The following is a 16,545-nucleotide window of genomic DNA, read 5'->3' as shown; positions in this document are numbered from 1 at the left end:
TCCTGCCGCGTCAAGGGGCCGAGTCCTCGCCCTGGCGGGCTGCGGGCCGCACCAACCCCTTGACCCGTCATCCACTCAAAAGCTTGGAGCGGGCGGGGAAAATAATAACCCTTGCATAAGAATAATAAGAATGTTATTATTCTTATTATTATGATTAAGCCAAAAAGGGTGGAGACTATGGAAATCAGCAACGAAATACGCAGCCGCATCATTGAAGCCGCAAACCAGCTTTACCAGGAAAGTGGTAGCGACCGCTTCCCGACCGTTGACCAAGTGAGGCGAGCCGCCAAGGCCGACATGAACACCACTAGCATGGTGATGAAGGAATGGCGACGGCAGCAGACCGCAGCACCGGCAGCGGTGGCCGTGGCAATCCCCGAGCGCGTACAGGAAGCCATGAGTGCCGCACTGGCGACCTTGTGGAGTGAAGCGCAGGAGCTGGCAAACGAATCATTGGCCGCAGCAAAACAAGCGTGGGAGGCTGAACGGGCTGATACCGACGCGATGCGGGTCGAGTTGGCCCAGGCATTCGAGCAGCAGGCCGACGAATTGGACGATACCCGGCAGAAGTTGGCAGAAGCACAGGATGCCGCCCAGGTGGCCGGTGAAAAACAACAGCAGTTGGCCCAAGAGCTGGCAGGCGTGACTAGTCGCCTGCATGAGATCGAGGCACGCGAACAGGCCGGACAGCAGCGCATCGAGGAGCTACGCGCCGAGTTGGCCGAGGAAAAGACCGAAGCACAGCAGCAGGTGCAGCAGTACCGGCAGGAGCTGGAAGCAATCAGGGCGAAAATGGAACAGCAAGCCGAACAGCACCGGGCCGAGCTGGCTGCACTCCAAGAGCAACGCGATACCACCGCGCAGGAGCTGGCAACGGTACAGGCTCGCAGTGTTGCACAGCAGGAGGCCGCAGCAAATCGTCAGAAGGATTTGCAGGCACAGGCCGACAAACTGGCCGCAGGGCTGGAAAAAGCCCAGCAGACCGCCGCAGCGGCACGCGAGCAAGTCGCAGGGTTAACCGGGAAACTGGAAGTGATGGAGAGCCAGAATAAAGAACTGGTGGCCGCACTCAAAGCCCAGCCCAAAGCAGCAGCACCGAGGAATCGGACGCCCGCCGCCAAGAAGGATGCCGCAGAGTAATGGCGACAGAAAGCCCAGCCAGGTGCATGGCGGCGTCACCAAGCGGCAAAGCCGCCTTTTGCCCGGCCCGCGCAGCGGGCGGGGCGGCGTGCATGATTTCCTGCCACCCAAAAGAAAGCCCCGCAAATGCGGGGCCGTGGTGTGAGTTTGAGGGTTAGCGTCTGCCTAGTGTCTTTTGGAGGTTTGCCAGCACGGCGTCACGGTATGCGGGTTGCCACCCACCGCCACCGGAACCGCCACCGCCACCGCCACCGCCACCGCCACCGCCTTGGGGGTCATTGGTAACTTTGTTGCCAGGACGAAATTTATTAGCAGCCCATTTACCAGCACCGTACATGCCTTTACTTGCTGCGCCTATCCCAGCGCCCGCGCCTTTGGCAATGTTAGCCGTTTGTCTTACGCCACCGCTCAAGCTACGTGCCGTCATAACGCCCATTGTGAGGCCACCAGCAAGCGCGGCTGCCATTGGTATTACGCCTTTAACCAATGCGTACAGAATTACGGCCACAATTAATAGCTCAAGGGCCACGGTCAGCATGTTTTGTTCGCTATCCATTGCAACCCTTGATATTTGGTAATCGAATATACTAACTCCAAGGGTCAATACTACGGCGGTTAGTGCGACGATCAGAGTATGGTTCATCACGAAGCCGAACCATTGGTCAAAGAACCGCGCAGTAACTGGCCACATCAACATCAAGATAAATAGCGGGCCGATTGCAAACAGGATTTTTAGATATACGGTAGACAAAAGAATAGCAATTCCACCAAAGACGACGACCAAACCAAAGCCAATGGCAATAAGTATAGCGATCAGCCACCACCCAAAGATGGTGCCAATTTGTCGCCAGCCAGCATTACTGGCTTTTTCTCTTGCTTTGAGGATTAGTTCCATTCCTTTGCTGAGACTGTTATCCAAGGTGCTATAAATGGTGCCACCGGCAGAGCCACCAAATGCGGCTGTCAGCCCTTCTTCAATACCCTGCAAGCCACTTACAACCCAGTTTAGGTAGATGTCAGCGTTGAGCGCCATTAGGCCCACAAAAAGCACTTTACCCGCCATGATAAGGCCGCTTGTACCTGCTTCTTGTACCCTTCCCAGCATGAGCATATAGCCATAGAGAACGATAAAAAGCGTTAGGCCGCCGATAGCCCAGGGCGTGATGATTGCAATGGTGTTTGCCACCACGTCAGTTACGAACGTGGCCGTAGCATTATCCAAGGCACCGCCGATGTTTTGGAAGACCGTTGTTTTTGCTGTCATGCCTCCTACCTCCCTAGCTTAAAGTCGGGCATAGGTTCGACCTTTTCAAAGAGACCACCCCGTTTGGCAGCATCAGCAAGGCTTGCCGCTTGTTCTGCGTTAATGCAGTTTGGCGTATCGGCCAGTTCGCCAGGGCTGGCCCGGCACTTTGCTAGTCGCTCAAGCCGTTCAGCGGTGTTTTCTTTGTACCAGTCAACGGACTGGACGACTTCGACCGGCTCCTGTTTGCAACCTATCAAAGCAGAAGCAATGACCAGGGAAAGCATGATTTTTTTCATTTCCGTACCTCCAGGGTATTGGCTTCAATGACGAGTTCGCTTTCTTTCATAGCGCGGGAAACATCGACCGCATCCAAAATGCGAAATGCAACCAGGGTGCGAACAGCGCTTTCTCGCATTCCACCCCAAGACGGGCCATGCTCAAAGCGGCGACCGGCGTTTTTCAAAGACAGCCCTATGCAGGTAAAGCAGCAGGCCAAAGCCATAAAAAGGTTTTGCCAATCAGCCAAAGGTTCATCATGGAAGAACAGCGGCAGATCGAAACCCCAGCCTAGAGCGGCAAAGTAGAGGGTTGAAAGAGCGGCGAAGATAGTTACCCCATCAAGGGCCGCCATGTTCGGTGCAAGGCGCATCAACTCTTTCGACTGGCCGAGCTGGTTAATGCAGGTCCAGAACCGATAGATTGCAATGCTTACCATTGTTACAAGAACAAGCATCAGAAATAATAAAGCACCCATGACAGCCCCCTTAGTGACCAAGTTTGAAATTCATTGGTTCAACGGTTTCAAACAATCCGCCACGCTTGGCGGCGTCTTTCATAGCCAGCTCTTGTTCTCGCTGCTCTTGAAGCCGGTCTTCGGCTGCGGCAACCATTGAGTACATTTGCAGCTTGGTTTGCTCATTGGCAATCATGGCTTGCTCAGCCGCTATACGGCCTTGCAGCTCTGCAATGTCCTTGGGGTCTTGAGTGCTGTTGATGCGTGCCATCAGTTGGTCAATCTGGTTCAGGCGATCACGGGCGGCATCGTAGGCGTCCAGGGCGAAGGCTTTGTCTTGGGATCCTTTTACCGCCCTGGCTTCACATGCGAGCCTTTGGGCATCGACCTGAATATGAGCGCAGCCGTCAAAGACTTGGTTTTCGTTGTAGATTTCAGCAGCTCGACCAGACAGCCCGGCATAACCACCATTGCGCACAGCGTCATAAACACCTTGCCATTCAGTCGGCAGGTATTCACGGTAACGCGGGTCATTTAGGATGGTGCCGAAGCCACGGCCACCTGTCAGCGCTTTATATTCGCGTTCCATGCTTTCGATTTGCTCGACCATATGCTGAATTTGCATAGTCCATTGAGCAATCGTTTGAGCTTGGTTTAAAGCACTCTGCGCGATGGAAGCGCCGTCAGTGACGGGGATTTGTGCCTGGGCATGGTTACCAAAGAGCAGCCAGCCAGCGACGCCAGCGACAGCGAGAATTTTTAATGTAGTCATGATTGCCACTCCTATGAGATTAGGAGGGCATCGGGCAGTTAAGCCAATCCGCCTATTAGAGCGGCCTTGCTCCCCATCCGGGAGCGCACCCTTTCGGGCTATCACAACGCGCCTTTCCGCGTAGTCATGCTGCCTTTCCAGCCGGTCAGAACGGGCGCAGCGCGGAGCCGTTCAAGTAGATGGGCGATACCCAAAATTGTTAGTTTGATATACCAAAACTTATCAGTATGGTTTATCAATTTTCCTACTTTGGCGCGGTAAAGCCAATGGTGACTATGTGGCCGCACCTGGTTAGCTGTTCTGTCGCCAACCGTTTTACTCATAACTTATAATAACTCAAATGAGTATTTGAGTAAATAAGTATTGTGCCGTTAGGCACCTTTTCCACCCTGGCCCGCAGGGCCAACAGGGGCGGCGTGCATCATTGCATCAGGAAACTTACCAAGGCGACAACGAGACCACCGACAAGACCGCCGACAATCGTAGCCGTCCAGTTCGAGCGGTTGTTGTCCGTCATTGAGCTGGTCAGGTTGACCACTGCATCATTGACCGCTTGTGTTACCGCTTCACGTGCTCCCTTTTGTAAGTGGCTGTGTTCCCGCAGTAGCGCCATTTTCAGTTCGGCAGCTTCGGCGTTGAGCTGTCGGGTTTTGGTGTCCCATAGCGTTTGAGCCTGCTTCACCACTTCACCGTTTATGGCCTTTCCAGTGCTGGACAACTGTTCTACCAGTGTTTCCAGTTCGCTTTTCTGTTCTTCCAGAATAAGCTGATTCAGCATGACAACGGCAAAAATTGGGTCGTCCTGGTCAAACTGGATACCAGTTCTTTCGACCAGCTCCGCAATGTATTTGCGTCTATCCATAGTTAAAACTCTATTTGGTCAAGTTGATTGAAAACGTCTTTTGCAACGGTACGAATACGTTGTTTCTCTACTGCGACGAAATCGGGCGACTGCATGACTTCATCAAGGGTAAGACGCTTAGCGTTCATACGTTTCAAGTCATCACCATAGGTTTGATGGTTCCGCGCTTGCAGGGTTATGACTCCATGTAGCTGGCTCTCATGAGTCTTGAAAACCTTGGTTTCTTGAAAATTCTTTCCGTCAGGAGTAATCATTTCCCCAAAGTGTTCATTGAGCCATAGAACGACAGGGGTATCCCCTATACCTTTCACGATGGCGTTAAAACCATTCGCAGTGTCAGCCATAGTGTCGCCACCGCCTACGATTGTATGGATATAGACGGTTTTTCCGTTGTCGCGCAGCATTTCCAAAATGTCGCTTTCGACCATGTAAGAGATAAGCGGCGAAAAAGTATTAGCACCGTTGTCGATAACAAATGTTCCGTCTTCGGTCAGAAGCCGTTCAATAAGCGGGTCAAAACCTTTGGCATTAATGATGTTTGACTTGTCTTTAACAGAGATACATTGAACGTCCAGAGCCTTGTAATGGCCGAACGTGGTGTTTTCTTGGTCTGTATCGAAAGCCTTTAATTCAGCGCCCTTTCCTTTGAAGTATTGGGCCAGGAGTGCAGCGATAAAGGACTTTCCTATACCACCCTTACCTTGAAGAATGAAATGCACAGTATTTTTCATGATTATTCCTTATGAAAGTAAATCGCTGTCAGGTGTTCCAGCAGATGCGTCATGGGTGAATCGTTTGGGTTTGGTGGCCCCTGTTTCTCTGACAGCGGAGGGTGTCGGCGGGGTGGGTTTGTCATGGCTACGGCCCGCCGGTGATGCCGTGGCTTGACGTTGTTTTTTTCTGATTCGGTAGAGCATCGTTTCAAAGGTTTTCAGGGTCAGGTCAAAGCCCTGTTCATTGAGTGTTTCTACAATCTTGGCGTTGCTGACCCCTGCCCTTTGAGCCGTTTCTATCTCGTCAAAAACCTCACGCAGACGGGCTGCTTTTGTCCGTCCCGCGTTTTCTTTCGCAAGCGACAAAAGGGCTTGCGCTGCTGGTGATTTGTCCATTCTTGGCCCCAGAAATTGTTCTTAACGCTATTTTGTTGTGTTTATGTTGTGTTGTCAATTCTTTTATGTTGTGTGTAGTAGTGTAAATGTTGTGTATTCGTATTGATTATGAATCGTTATGGTGTGTTTTTGTTGTGTAATCAGTGCGTAAGCGTTGTGTTGTGATGAAAATACGATAGATGATGATGGACTAATGCAGGATAGGCTAACGCCGGTAAATGTGCCACACTATGGCACAAAGTAGGGGGTCATCATCTTTATCGTGGGGGGAGTCATGGCAAGAAAACCTGAAATCGGCGCGACACGCGACAGCTACGTTTACCGCCTTCGCGTTCCGGCAGACCTGAAAGAACAGTGGGATTCCTGGTGCTCAAGGACGGACAGAAAATCGTCTGATGTGATGCGTACATTGATGCGCCAGATTGTTGAGGATGACATAACAGCGGAGGCGCGGCGCCGGGTGTTTTTCCAGGCAGCCGACCGCCCGGACGATGCGCCCAAGGAACGGGTAGAGGTGCGGCTTACAGCGACCGAGCATCAAGCCATTGCGACCAAGGCCGAGGCCGAGGGCTGTTCTATCCAGCGTTGGATAGTTAATTGTGTAAGGGCGCACCTTACCCATGAACCACAGTTCACGATGGAGACGACAAAAGCTCTATGGGAGTCTTCCTATCAGTTGCGAGCCATTGGCCGAAACTTGAATCAGATTGCAAAGCGATTGAATGAAGGTTTGCCAGGGACAATTAGGGCGGAGCAGATAGAGAAGTTATCGACCTTCATTTACCAGCACGCGGAGAGGGTTGCAGAAGTGCAAGACGCAAGCCTTAGTCGCTGGGGCGTTGAGTTAGAGGAGGACGGCAATGCGTGAAATAGACGGCGTTCTACGCGACTGGGGAGAAGTTGCAAGTAAGGGTGTAGTCAAGGCAAAGAAGGGCCGAAACATTGCGGGTGGTGCTTATGTGAAGCCAGCAAGTAAGCGGAATATATCCGCTACGGCTGCACGTCAAAAACTAATAGCAACCGTGCGCAAAGCACCGGAAGTCATGGTAAAGATTTCAGGTGGCGGTAAGGATATGCGGAGTATTAAGGCGCACATGGATTACATATCACGCAATGGAGAGGTGGAAATAGAAGACGAACAGGGACGCATACACCAGGGCAAAGAGGAAGTCCGCGATGTTCGGGATGACTGGAAAGGTGCAGGTATTCCTTACGAAAATGGAAAGCGGCGCGAGGCTTTCAATATCGTTTTGTCCATGCCGCCCGGTACTGATAGAACCGCTGTTAAAGATGCAGCGCGAGCTTTTGCCAGTGAATTATTTAGCAATCACCAGTACGTTTTTGCTGCTCACGATGATGAAAAACATCCGCACGTTCACCTTGCAGTCAAAGCGGTTGACCTGGATGGTGTGAGACTCAACCCCCGCAAGGCCGACTTGCAGCATTGGCGCGAAACATTCGCCGAGAAGTTGCGGGAGCAGGGTATTGAGGCTAACGCGACACCCCGACAGCTTCGCGGCGTGGTTAAGAAAGCCGATAAGCAGGCGGTGCGTCACATCAACAAAGAGCATGGCAAAGGCCGACGCAAGGAACCAGCCCGCGTGACGGAATCACAGCGCAAGGCGGTAGAGTTGGAAGCAAAGACAGGCCGGAAGCACATTAACCCGGCGCAAGACAATATCAGTGCCCGGCGCAAGCAGGTACAGCATGATTTCGGCACCGTGGCGCGGGCGTTGGTTGCTGGTGGCCGGGAAGACCAGCAATTAGCCCTTGAGATTGTGCAATTTATTAAGCAGATGCCGCCTGTTAAAACGCGACACATGGAGCAAGTTGAAGCCTTGCAGCGAACAACCGACCAAGGTGGAAAAGGCATAGAACGTGGCCAGGTGAAGACGAAAGCCCAGGAACAACAAGGGCAGAACAGAGATACAGGCCCAGAGCGTTAATTGGCGACACCGAGCAGCTGGCCAGGTCAGTTATTTGTCACCACTGCCGGGCTTTACATGGACGAACTCGGCAAGGGTGCTTTCACCGGCCACAAACCGCTGTGCGGCCAGCTCGTCAGCCTTGGAAGGCTCGAAGCCTTCCAGCCCTACCGAGGCACGGGCGAATTCGCTTAAATCGCCAGTTTTGATAGTATTGGTCATGGTGGTTGCCTGTTTTGGTAATCGCTTGCAGCCTTTTAGAGTTGCCACTCCTGGGGCTGCATCTAGCCCGGCACGTTAGCGCGTGCCGGGCTTTCCTTTTATTAAACCGGCCCGGATTTCTGCTGCCAGCCAGATGAGTCAACGACGATTTCAGGTGCTAAGTGCGCCACGTCTGCCAGTGTCGTTAAAGCCTTCTCGAATGTGCGAAACCGTACCGCTCGCCCCTTATGTTTCACCGCTCGCAAGATATGCCCTTGACGGGCATACAACGTGAAGCCTTCCTCATCGTCCGGGTAGAGTACCGCTTGCACTTGTTCCGCATCTGGAGTGTCGCACGCGGCATTGAAGCGGTCGAATGTCCACGGTCTACCCTTCCTTGGCCTTGGCTCTATCTGTTCAAGACCGCCGATGATGAGAGCCAGGCCTCGCTCGAATGCCGCGTCCGGACCGCCTTCGTAGACGATTTTCATCGCGCTCTGTAGGCGCGCCGGCATCGTAGACGCTGAGGTGGTCAACTGATCTTCGCCCCGCTCCTCGGCGTCTGCCTCGCTAGCTTGCTGCTCAAGAACAGCGCCGACGGTGAAGTAGCTGATTGCCATCAACGCATAGGTCGCGTCACCTGCCGAAAAGCCAGCATCGCAAAGGAAGCGAAGCTGCGCGTCGGCTTTTTCCATCTGCGGCGCGGCTGGCCGCGTCCCGGCATGAATACGCGCGCCATCGCGATAAGCGAGCAACGCCCGTCGAAAACTGCATGCATTGCCCTTCAGGAACGAACGCCAGTCGTCGTCGGCTCTCGGCACCGAATGCGTATGATTCTCCGCCAGCATGGCTTCGGCCAGTGCGTCGAGCAGCGCCCGCTTGTTCCTGAAGTGCCAGTAAAGCGCCGGCTGCTGAACCCCCAACCGTTCCGCCAGTTTGCGTGTCGTCAGACCGTCTACGCCGACCTCGTTCAACAGGTCCAGGGCGGCACGGATCACTGTATTCGGCTGCAACTTTGTCATGCTTGACACTTTATCACTGATAAACATAATATGTCCACCAACTTATCAGTGATAAAGAATCCGCGCGTTCAATCGGACCAGCGGAGGCTGGTCCGGAGGCCAGACGTGAAACCCAACAGACCCCTGATCGTAATTCTGAGCACTGTCGCGCTCGACGCTGTCGGCATCGGCCTGATTATGCCGGTGCTGCCGGGCCTCCTGCGCGATCTGGTTCACTCGAACGACGTCACCGCCCACTATGGCATTCTGCTGGCGCTGTATGCGTTGATGCAATTTGCCTGCGCACCTGTGCTGGGCGCGCTGTCGGATCGTTTCGGGCGGCGGCCGGTCTTGCTCGTCTCGCTGGCCGGCGCTGCTGTCGACTACGCCATCATGGCGACGGCGCCTTTCCTTTGGGTTCTCTATATCGGGCGGATCGTGGCCGGCATCACCGGGGCGACTGGGGCGGTAGCCGGCGCTTATATTGCCGATATCACTGATGGCGATGAGCGCGCGCGGCACTTCGGCTTCATGAGCGCCTGTTTCGGGTTCGGGATGGTCGCGGGACCTGTGCTCGGTGGGCTGATGGGCGGTTTCTCCCCCCACGCTCCGTTCTTCGCCGCGGCAGCCTTGAACGGCCTCAATTTCCTGACGGGCTGTTTCCTTTTGCCGGAGTCGCACAAAGGCGAACGCCGGCCGTTACGCCGGGAGGCTCTCAACCCGCTCGCTTCGTTCCGGTGGGCCCGGGGCATGACCGTCGTCGCCGCCCTGATGGCGGTCTTCTTCATCATGCAACTTGTCGGACAGGTGCCGGCCGCGCTTTGGGTCATTTTCGGCGAGGATCGCTTTCACTGGGACGCGACCACGATCGGCATTTCGCTTGCCGCATTTGGCATTCTGCATTCACTCGCCCAGGCAATGATCACCGGCCCTGTAGCCGCCCGGCTCGGCGAAAGGCGGGCACTCATGCTCGGAATGATTGCCGACGGCACAGGCTACATCCTGCTTGCCTTCGCGACACGGGGATGGATGGCGTTCCCGATCATGGTCCTGCTTGCTTCGGGTGGCATCGGAATGCCGGCGCTGCAAGCAATGTTGTCCAGGCAGGTGGATGAGGAACGTCAGGGGCAGCTGCAAGGCTCACTGGCGGCGCTCACCAGCCTGACCTCGATCGTCGGACCCCTCCTCTTCACGGCGATCTATGCGGCTTCTATAACAACGTGGAACGGGTGGGCATGGATTGCAGGCGCTGCCCTCTACTTGCTCTGCCTGCCGGCGCTGCGTCGCGGTGCATGGAGCCGGGCCACCTCGACCTGAATGGAAGCCGGCGGCACCTCGCTAACGGATTCACCACTCCAAGAATTGGAGCCAATCAATTCTTGCGGAGAACTGTGAATGCGCAAACCAACCCTTGGCAGAACATATCCATCGCGTCCGCCATCTCCAGCAGCCGCACGCGGCGCATCTCGGGCAGCGTTGGGTCCTGGCCACGGGTGCGCATGATCGTGCTCCTGTCGTTGAGGACCCGGCTAGGCTGGCGGGGTTGCCTTACTGGTTAGCAGAATGAATCACCGATACGCGAGCGAACGTGAAGCGACTGCTGCTGCAAAACGTCTGCGACCTGAGCAACAACATGAATGGTCTTCGGTTTCCGTGTTTCGTAAAGTCTGGAAACGCGGAAGTCCCCTACGTGCTGCTGAAGTTGCCCGCAACAGAGAGTGGAACCAACCGGTGATACCACGATACTATGACTGAGAGTCAACGCCATGAGCGGCCTCATTTCTTATTCTGAGTTACAACAGTCCGCACCGCTGCCGGTAGCTATTGACTATCCGGCTGCACTAGCCCTGCGTCAGATGGCTCTGATCCAAGGCAAACTGCCAAAATATCTGCTGGCACCGGAAGTCAGCGCCCTGCACCATTATGTTCCGGATCTGCATCGCAGGATGCTGCTGGCTACCCTGTGGAACACCTACATCTGTATTAACGAAGCGCTGGCATTGACCCTGAGTGATTTTTCTCTGGTGCCGCCCTATCCCTTTGTGCAGCTTGCCACGCTCAAAGGGGTTTGAGGTCCAACCGTACGAAAACGTACGGTAAGAGGAAAATTATCGTCTGAAAAATCGATTAGTAGACAAGAAAGTCCGTTAAGTGCCAATTTTCGATTAAAAAGACACCGTTTTGATGGCGTTTTCCAATGTACATTATGTTTCGATATATCAGACAGTTACTTCACTAACGTACGTTTTCGTTCTATTGGCCTTCAGACCCCATATCTAATCGATAGGTGAACCATCCTGCACAATTCTGATGATTTTCATGAATCCTGTCGTTTTTAACATAATGGGTATTAAGTGTAGTGTGTTTGTCTATCAATAAGAGATTTATCTAATTTAATTCAAAAAAAGCATCCACAAATGCCTCCACCTGATCATCGGGTATGCCTAGCCCCTCATTATCCTGCTGGATAACATCACCCAGGGCTTCGCAAAAATTATCTACAAGCTCTAAGGATTTTTCTTTTCTTTGTTTCATGGTTTGCCACTCCTGATAAAAAGCCGGTGTTAGCGCACCGACACTAATTGGCGTTTGTCACGCCGTTAAAAACGGTTCACTGGTGGCCACAACCTGGACGTGTGCATTAGTGCAAGCACCCAAACTTTGCCACCGTCGATTTCGTACACAAGGCGATAGTTTTCATGGGGTATCAGTTCGCGGGTTCCGGGGATCTTTCCAGCTTTGCCGAGCTTCGGATGCTTTGACAGCCTGGCAGCGGCATCGCTGAAAACAGCGTCCATACGAGCCGCTGCGCTGGGGTTGTCCGTTGCGATGTAGTCCCAAATATCCATCCGGTCTTGTTCCGCGTTCGGTGTCCAGATAACTATCACGCTTGCGCCGCCGCACGTTTGGCCGCAAACGTAGCCTCAACTTCATCATTTGAACGGCCCAGGCCCGCACGCATTGAAGCGCGTCCAGCCTCGACCTTTTCCCGTAGGTAGTCGTCGTACTCGCGGGCTTGACGGCGTTGCTCAATATATCCGCGCATCAATTCGCGCATAACTTGGGAAGCCGGGCGGTCTTCGCCAGCGGCTTCGGCCATGAAGTTTTCGCGTAATTCCGGCTCTAGCTTCATTGTGAAAACAGCTTGTTTGGACATTTTGCCCTCCTTTGTTTAGGTACTAACTTAGTATATACCTTGTCAGTATAAAAAAGCACGCTGAAATTGTCTTGGGGTGTTGCATATATCCTAAGACATGCGACATGCCGCCACTCTGCTGTTTACCTGATGTTTTAGTGTCGTTAGTTTTAGTCGCATATAATCACTACATGCGACTAAAACCGGAGACACTGAATTATGAACAAAACCGCCACTACGGGCCTGCTGCTTGGTTATGCCCGCGTCAGTACCGATGACCAGGACTTGACCAACCAACGCGCAGAGTTGCAAGCCGCTGGCTGCACTAAGCTGTTTTCCGAGAAGATTACCGGCACCCGGCGCGACCGCCCGGAGCTTGACCGGATGCTTGACCACTTGCGAGCCGGTGACGTGGTGACAGTGACCCGCCTTGACCGGCTGGCCCGTAGCACCCGCGACCTGCTGGATATAGCCGAGCAGCTACAGGCCAAGGGTGCCGGTTTGCGGTCGCTGGCCGAGCCTTGGGCCGACACCACGACCCCAGCTGGGCGCATGGTTTTAACCGTGTTTGCGGGTATAGCGGAGTTTGAGCGGTCGTTGATTATTGACCGTACCAGGCGAGGCCGTGAAGCGGCCAAAGCCCGAGGCGTGAAGTTTGGCCCACGGCCTACCTTGTCCCTTGCGCAGATTGAACATGCCCGCGAACTGATCGACCTGGAAGGCCGGACAGTGAAGGAAACCGCCGCGCTGCTGGGCGTGCATCGGTCTACGCTGTATCGCGCTCTTGAGCGTAAGAAATGATGTAAAACTGGTTTACTCATTTACTCATGATCTGTTATGATGCAATGAGTAAAACATCATTTGAGCTTTTCATCAGGGGTAGACATGAAAGTCATAGCAGTGCTGAATCAAAAGGGCGGCAGTGGCAAAACAACGATTGCCACCCACCTTGCCCGCGCCTTGCAACTGGACGGTTTAGACGTGCTGTTGGTCGATTCCGACCCGCAGGGCAGCGCCCGCGACTGGGCCGCTGTACGAGAAGACCAGCCGTTAACCGTTGTCGGCATCGACCGGGCCACGATTGACCGGGACGTGAAGAACGTAGCCCGTAAAGTTGATTACGTTGTCATCGACGGCGCACCGCAGGCCGCTGACCTGGCTGTATCTGCAATCAAGGCGGCTGACTTTATCCTGATACCAGTGCAACCCAGCCCATACGATATTTGGGCTACGTCTGATTTAGTTGACCTGGTTAAACAACGCATAGAGCTGACCGACGGCAAGCTGCAAGCTGCCTTTGTCGTATCGCGTGCAATTAAAGGTACTCGCATTGGCAGCGAGGTGGCCGAAGCCCTAGAGGGTTACGAGCTACCTATTCTTGATGCACGCATTACCCAGCGAGTGAGTTATCCCGGTACTGCTGCTGCTGGTATTACCGTCATGGATGCCGAGCCGGAAGGCGACGCGGCCGCAGAGATTCGCGCCCTGACCGCTGAAATTGTGCAAAAACTCATTTGAGCTTTTGAGGTAATGAGTAAATGAATAAACCTACAACTACACTTCGTGCCGGACGGCCAAGCGTTCGCGCTAGCGATAAAGCAAAGACGCTGGCCAGCTTGTCGGATGATGGCGATAAATTAAAACGGGTCAATTTTGAACTGTCACCTGGCTTGCATTCAAAGCTGAAAATGTACGCTGCAAAACAGGGTATGAGTATCAAAGAACTTTTGACGAACTACGTCGATAGCTTGCCAGAATCATGAGTAAATGAGTATTTGAGTGTTTACACATTAGGTATTTTTGTTTGCAAACTTCAAATTTGCTTGTCTAGTCAGTGCAGGTAGGGCATGATTATGGATATGAATTCGGTAGGTGTTGTTGGCCCGGCTGGCTTCAAGGAGCTATTAGCAGCTAACAGCGTTCAAGATACGGTCATTCGCTGCCAGGACGAGGGGCTAGTCATAGCCCTGAAAGTTGGTGGGAAAGACTTTGTTTTAGGGCTTTCACGTGGCGGGGTTCGTTACTTTCGTTCGTTTGATGCAGCTGCATCAACGCTGATACAGAATGGCATCTGTCGGTTTGAATCGGATTTAACGGGCTTTCATCCACGAATGTTTGCCAAGAACAAGAAAGGTGGCGATTTGCTGGATGGCACCGGCGAAACGCTTTGACTAGAAAAGCAAAAGCCCCGTTTTGGCGACGGGGCTTTGCGGGGTTCACGAACCGACAACTTTGGCGAGTTGCGGAACGACAGCCGTAGGTAGAAAACAGACTGATTGCTACTGTCTATTCTACGGCCTGAACCCTGCTTTGACAAGTATTTTCGTGTGCTTTTGCGTACCAAGACGCATCATGCGCGAATACCAAAATGGGGCATTATGGCGGTAGCACAGTTAGCACTATTTGACCGAGAAGAAGAAGCGCGGGCGTACCACGACCCGGCGCGTTCTGGTTTTTTCTCTATCCTTGTCGATGTGAACGGCGACAAGCGGCAGTCATCACACCGCTTGACCGAAATGCCGACCGTTCTAAACCTGATCGACAAGAGCCGCGACACTTGGCTAACACAAGCCGAATTTATCCGCCCGAATCGTCGGGTAGTGAACCTTGCCCGTGTAGGGCTGCTGTTCGCTGACCTGGACACCTACCGCACCCCTTGGGCCACTGGCCGCACGCCTGAACAACTGGCAGCATCCGTTCTGTATTTTTGCGCCCAGGAAGGCATCCCCACGCCCTCGATGCTGATTTTCAGCGGTCGGGGCATACAAGCCAAATGGCTGCTAGACGGCACGATACCGCGCCAAGCCTTGCCCCGCTGGAATGCTTGCCAAAAGTACCTTATTGACCGCTTGCGGCCCGTAGGCGCGGACGTAGCCGCGAAAGATGCAAGCCGGGTGCTTCGCCTGGTCGAAACCGTCAACAGTAAAAGCGGCGAGATTTGCCGCGTTGTTCACGTTGAAAACGGGCCAGACGGCCAGCCGGTGCGTTATAACTTCGAGTACCTGGCCGAAATGCTGCTGCCAGTGGCTCGCTGGACGATTGAACAGCAACGCCAGGAGCGTGCAGAACGCCGGCAGTTAAAACTGCTGCCGGGTGCCAAAACCGACAACTTGCGCGGATTCAGCGGCAGGCAATTAGCATGGCACCGACTCGAAGATTTACGCAAGCTGGCCACCTTGCGCGGCGGTGTGAGCGAAGGCGAGCGTATGCAGCACCTTTTCTGGCGTCTTAACTTCCTACTGCTGTCTGGTGCAACCCATAGCAGCCAGATGTATTACGAAGCAAAAGCCCTAGCCGCCGAGCTGGCCCCGGCTTGGGCTTATCGTGACAAAGAGCTGATGACGCTCTACAGCAAAGCTAAAGCCTACGAGAAGGGCGAAAAAATCAGCTTTGGCGGTCGAGAGTTCGCACCGCTCTACACCCCGAAAAACGACACGCTAATCAATCTTTTTCAGATTACAGATGACGAGCAGGCCCAGCTACGCACGATTATCAGTAAAGACATGGCCAAGGGGCGCGACAGAGCGCGCAAGGAGGCTGCTAGAAGGGCAGCCGGGGCGGTGGATAGGGAAACCTATGAAAGCCAGTCATTAAGCCGCCAGAAGCCCTGGGAAGCCTTGGGTATGAGCCGTCGCACATGGTATCGAGCAGGGAAGCCTATGCCGTCAGAACGTGGCACAAGTCCATCCGTATTACAGGCGGAAGCAAGCCAGCAGCAGGTTAAATAAATGTTGGCACAAGTCCGTCCGTATTACTAATGGCGAAGCCCACGCCCGGGCCGTAGGCCCAGCTTTTGAGTAGCCCTGCATTGAATAAATGCGAGTAGCCGCAAGGGGGGTGGGTAACTTGCTTGCAAGTTATCCATGCCCCGCGCAGTGCCGTAGGCACGGAGTTTTGCAGGTTGAGACAAGTCCCTGCGTATTACTAATGGCGATGCCAGGTAGGTTTTTTATGAGAACTACATCAAGAAAGTCATTCAGTCCTGAGCTACTGGAACAACTGCGAGCAATGCCGGTGGCTGCTGCACTCGATGCCTTGGGGCTGTATTGGAAGCGTGACCCGGACTTTGTCCCGGTCAAAGATAAAAACACCGTTCGGCTCAATGTCGCTTTAGGGGGTGGGGTGGTTGAGCTGTTGGCCACCGGCCCGAAATGGTATGACACAAGAGCAGAAAAAGGCGGTGGTGGTGCCGTTGATTTGGCAATGTACTTGTTGCGGCTTGATTTTGTGGCGGCAGTAAAGCGGTTTCAATAATATTTTGGTGACGGTCGGGAGCTGGCCAGGTCAACCGGCTGTCACCATTGTTATGCTCGACCGGCGTTGCCGGTACGGGCTTTCGTGAATCAAGCCTTGTTCCAAGTCTTGCCCCTTCGGGCTTCAATCCCTCTCGTTTGCGTCGTCCCGACGCTACCCAACAAAA

The 16,545-nt window shown here is 53.8% G+C and carries 23 protein-coding genes and 1 pseudogene; 11 read left to right on the top strand and 13 right to left on the bottom strand.

From position 1 onward, the window contains the following. Positions 1-177: 177 nt before the first annotated feature. The gene (locus KU392_RS14200; RefSeq protein WP_217735611.1) at positions 178-1,140 is read left to right on the top strand and encodes a DNA-binding protein; all 963 of its coding nucleotides are present in this window, start codon (positions 178-180) and stop codon (positions 1,138-1,140) included. Positions 1,141-1,294: 154 nt separating this feature from the next. On the opposite strand, the gene KU392_RS14195 is transcribed toward KU392_RS14200, so the two are convergent. The 7 genes from KU392_RS14195 to KU392_RS14165 all read right to left on the bottom strand — a co-directional run bounded on the left by KU392_RS14195 (position 1,295) and on the right by KU392_RS14165 (position 5,862). Next, the gene (locus KU392_RS14195) at positions 1,295-2,404 is read right to left on the bottom strand and encodes a TrbL/VirB6 family protein (RefSeq protein WP_217735610.1); all 1,110 of its coding nucleotides are present in this window, start codon (positions 2,402-2,404) and stop codon (positions 1,295-1,297) included. A 5-nt stretch (positions 2,405-2,409) separates the two neighbouring features. Beyond that, positions 2,410-2,682 carry an EexN family lipoprotein gene (locus KU392_RS14190; protein ID WP_217735609.1) on the bottom strand — a complete coding sequence of 91 codons (273 nt, stop codon included), beginning with the start codon at positions 2,680-2,682 and terminating at the stop codon, positions 2,410-2,412. Further along, on the bottom strand, positions 2,679-3,140 hold the full coding sequence (locus KU392_RS14185) for a hypothetical protein (RefSeq protein ID WP_217735608.1): 462 nt from the start codon (positions 3,138-3,140) through the stop codon (positions 2,679-2,681). The genes KU392_RS14190 and KU392_RS14185 overlap by 4 nt, the downstream gene beginning before the upstream one ends. Positions 3,141-3,150: 10 nt before the next feature. Then, complete coding sequence (gene virB5 / locus KU392_RS14180; RefSeq protein ID WP_217735607.1) at positions 3,151-3,891, bottom strand: P-type DNA transfer protein VirB5; 741 nt, start codon at positions 3,889-3,891, stop codon at positions 3,151-3,153. 421 nt (positions 3,892-4,312) lie between these two features. After that, on the bottom strand, positions 4,313-4,753 hold the full coding sequence (locus KU392_RS14175; protein ID WP_217735606.1) for a hypothetical protein: 441 nt from the start codon (positions 4,751-4,753) through the stop codon (positions 4,313-4,315). Between the two features lie 2 nt (positions 4,754-4,755). Next, positions 4,756-5,484 carry a nucleotide-binding protein gene (locus tag KU392_RS14170; protein ID WP_217735605.1) on the bottom strand — a complete coding sequence of 243 codons (729 nt, stop codon included), beginning with the start codon at positions 5,482-5,484 and terminating at the stop codon, positions 4,756-4,758. A 9-nt stretch (positions 5,485-5,493) separates the two neighbouring features. Beyond that, positions 5,494-5,862: a hypothetical protein gene (locus KU392_RS14165; RefSeq protein ID WP_217735604.1), complete on the bottom strand. Its 369-nt coding sequence runs from the start codon at positions 5,860-5,862 to the stop codon at positions 5,494-5,496. A 274-nt stretch (positions 5,863-6,136) separates the two neighbouring features. On the opposite strand from KU392_RS14165, the gene KU392_RS14160 reads away from it, so the two are divergent. Next, positions 6,137-6,730: a plasmid mobilization protein gene (locus KU392_RS14160; RefSeq protein ID WP_217735603.1), complete on the top strand. Its 594-nt coding sequence runs from the start codon at positions 6,137-6,139 to the stop codon at positions 6,728-6,730. Between the two features lie 226 nt (positions 6,731-6,956). After that, positions 6,957-7,808 (top strand): relaxase/mobilization nuclease domain-containing protein, encoded by an 852-nt coding sequence (locus KU392_RS14155; RefSeq protein ID WP_246587499.1) that lies wholly within the window; start codon positions 6,957-6,959, stop codon positions 7,806-7,808. 30 nt (positions 7,809-7,838) lie between these two features. Here KU392_RS14155 and KU392_RS14150 read toward each other — a convergent pair whose 3' ends face one another. Both KU392_RS14150 and tetR read right to left on the bottom strand, forming a co-directional pair. Then, positions 7,839-8,009, bottom strand: coding sequence for an antitoxin VbhA family protein (locus KU392_RS14150; protein WP_217735601.1), 171 nt, complete (start codon positions 8,007-8,009; stop codon positions 7,839-7,841). A 389-nt stretch (positions 8,010-8,398) separates the two neighbouring features. Then, positions 8,399-9,010: pseudogene (gene tetR / locus KU392_RS14145) on the bottom strand (tetracycline resistance transcriptional repressor TetR); the annotation flags it as partial. 105 nt (positions 9,011-9,115) lie between these two features. Here tetR and tet(A) point away from each other — a divergent pair. Continuing rightward, a complete protein-coding gene (gene tet(A) / locus KU392_RS14140) occupies positions 9,116-10,306 on the top strand; it encodes a tetracycline efflux MFS transporter Tet(A) (protein WP_047706567.1) in 1,191 nt (396 codons plus the stop codon). 55 nt (positions 10,307-10,361) lie between these two features. Here the strand turns inward: tet(A) and KU392_RS14440 are convergent, their stop codons facing one another. Next, positions 10,362-10,490, bottom strand: coding sequence for a type VI secretion protein (locus KU392_RS14440; protein WP_001260374.1), 129 nt, complete (start codon positions 10,488-10,490; stop codon positions 10,362-10,364). 265 nt (positions 10,491-10,755) lie between these two features. Here KU392_RS14440 and KU392_RS14125 point away from each other — a divergent pair, with 265 nt between their 5' ends. Next, positions 10,756-11,061: a site-specific integrase gene (locus tag KU392_RS14125; protein ID WP_009873361.1), complete on the top strand. Its 306-nt coding sequence runs from the start codon at positions 10,756-10,758 to the stop codon at positions 11,059-11,061. 316 nt (positions 11,062-11,377) lie between these two features. Here KU392_RS14125 and KU392_RS14120 read toward each other — a convergent pair whose 3' ends face one another. The 3 genes from KU392_RS14120 to KU392_RS14110 form a co-directional block, all read right to left on the bottom strand. Then, the gene (locus tag KU392_RS14120; protein WP_217735600.1) at positions 11,378-11,524 is read right to left on the bottom strand and encodes a hypothetical protein; all 147 of its coding nucleotides are present in this window, start codon (positions 11,522-11,524) and stop codon (positions 11,378-11,380) included. A 65-nt stretch (positions 11,525-11,589) separates the two neighbouring features. Next, on the bottom strand, positions 11,590-11,877 hold the full coding sequence (locus KU392_RS14115) for a type II toxin-antitoxin system RelE/ParE family toxin (protein ID WP_217735599.1): 288 nt from the start codon (positions 11,875-11,877) through the stop codon (positions 11,590-11,592). Next, positions 11,874-12,146 carry a CopG family ribbon-helix-helix protein gene (locus KU392_RS14110; protein ID WP_217735598.1) on the bottom strand — a complete coding sequence of 91 codons (273 nt, stop codon included), beginning with the start codon at positions 12,144-12,146 and terminating at the stop codon, positions 11,874-11,876. Before KU392_RS14110 ends, KU392_RS14115 begins: the two co-directional genes overlap by 4 nt. A gap of 198 nt (positions 12,147-12,344) precedes the next feature. Here KU392_RS14110 and KU392_RS14105 point away from each other — a divergent pair, with 198 nt between their 5' ends. The 6 genes from KU392_RS14105 to KU392_RS14080 all read left to right on the top strand — a co-directional run bounded on the left by KU392_RS14105 (position 12,345) and on the right by KU392_RS14080 (position 16,379). Next, positions 12,345-12,926, top strand: coding sequence for a recombinase family protein (locus tag KU392_RS14105; RefSeq protein WP_217735597.1), 582 nt, complete (start codon positions 12,345-12,347; stop codon positions 12,924-12,926). A gap of 84 nt (positions 12,927-13,010) precedes the next feature. Further along, positions 13,011-13,643 (top strand): ParA family partition ATPase, encoded by a 633-nt coding sequence (gene parA / locus KU392_RS14100; protein WP_217735596.1) that lies wholly within the window; start codon positions 13,011-13,013, stop codon positions 13,641-13,643. Between the two features lie 20 nt (positions 13,644-13,663). Then, on the top strand, positions 13,664-13,888 hold the full coding sequence (locus tag KU392_RS14095) for a chromosome partitioning protein ParB (RefSeq protein ID WP_217735595.1): 225 nt from the start codon (positions 13,664-13,666) through the stop codon (positions 13,886-13,888). A gap of 84 nt (positions 13,889-13,972) precedes the next feature. Continuing rightward, complete coding sequence (parC, locus tag KU392_RS14090; RefSeq protein ID WP_217735594.1) at positions 13,973-14,296, top strand: ParC family partition-associated protein; 324 nt, start codon at positions 13,973-13,975, stop codon at positions 14,294-14,296. Positions 14,297-14,503: 207 nt separating this feature from the next. Next, the gene (locus tag KU392_RS14085; protein WP_246587498.1) at positions 14,504-15,853 is read left to right on the top strand and encodes a replication protein; all 1,350 of its coding nucleotides are present in this window, start codon (positions 14,504-14,506) and stop codon (positions 15,851-15,853) included. Positions 15,854-16,076: 223 nt separating this feature from the next. Next, positions 16,077-16,379, top strand: coding sequence for a hypothetical protein (locus KU392_RS14080; protein WP_246587497.1), 303 nt, complete (start codon positions 16,077-16,079; stop codon positions 16,377-16,379). Positions 16,380-16,545 lie beyond the last annotated feature (166 nt).

This window comes from Advenella alkanexedens, assembly GCF_019132845.1.
GTDB lineage: Bacteria > Pseudomonadota > Gammaproteobacteria > Burkholderiales > Burkholderiaceae_B > Advenella > Advenella alkanexedens.
This window is presented reverse-complemented; position numbering and strand designations above follow the sequence as displayed.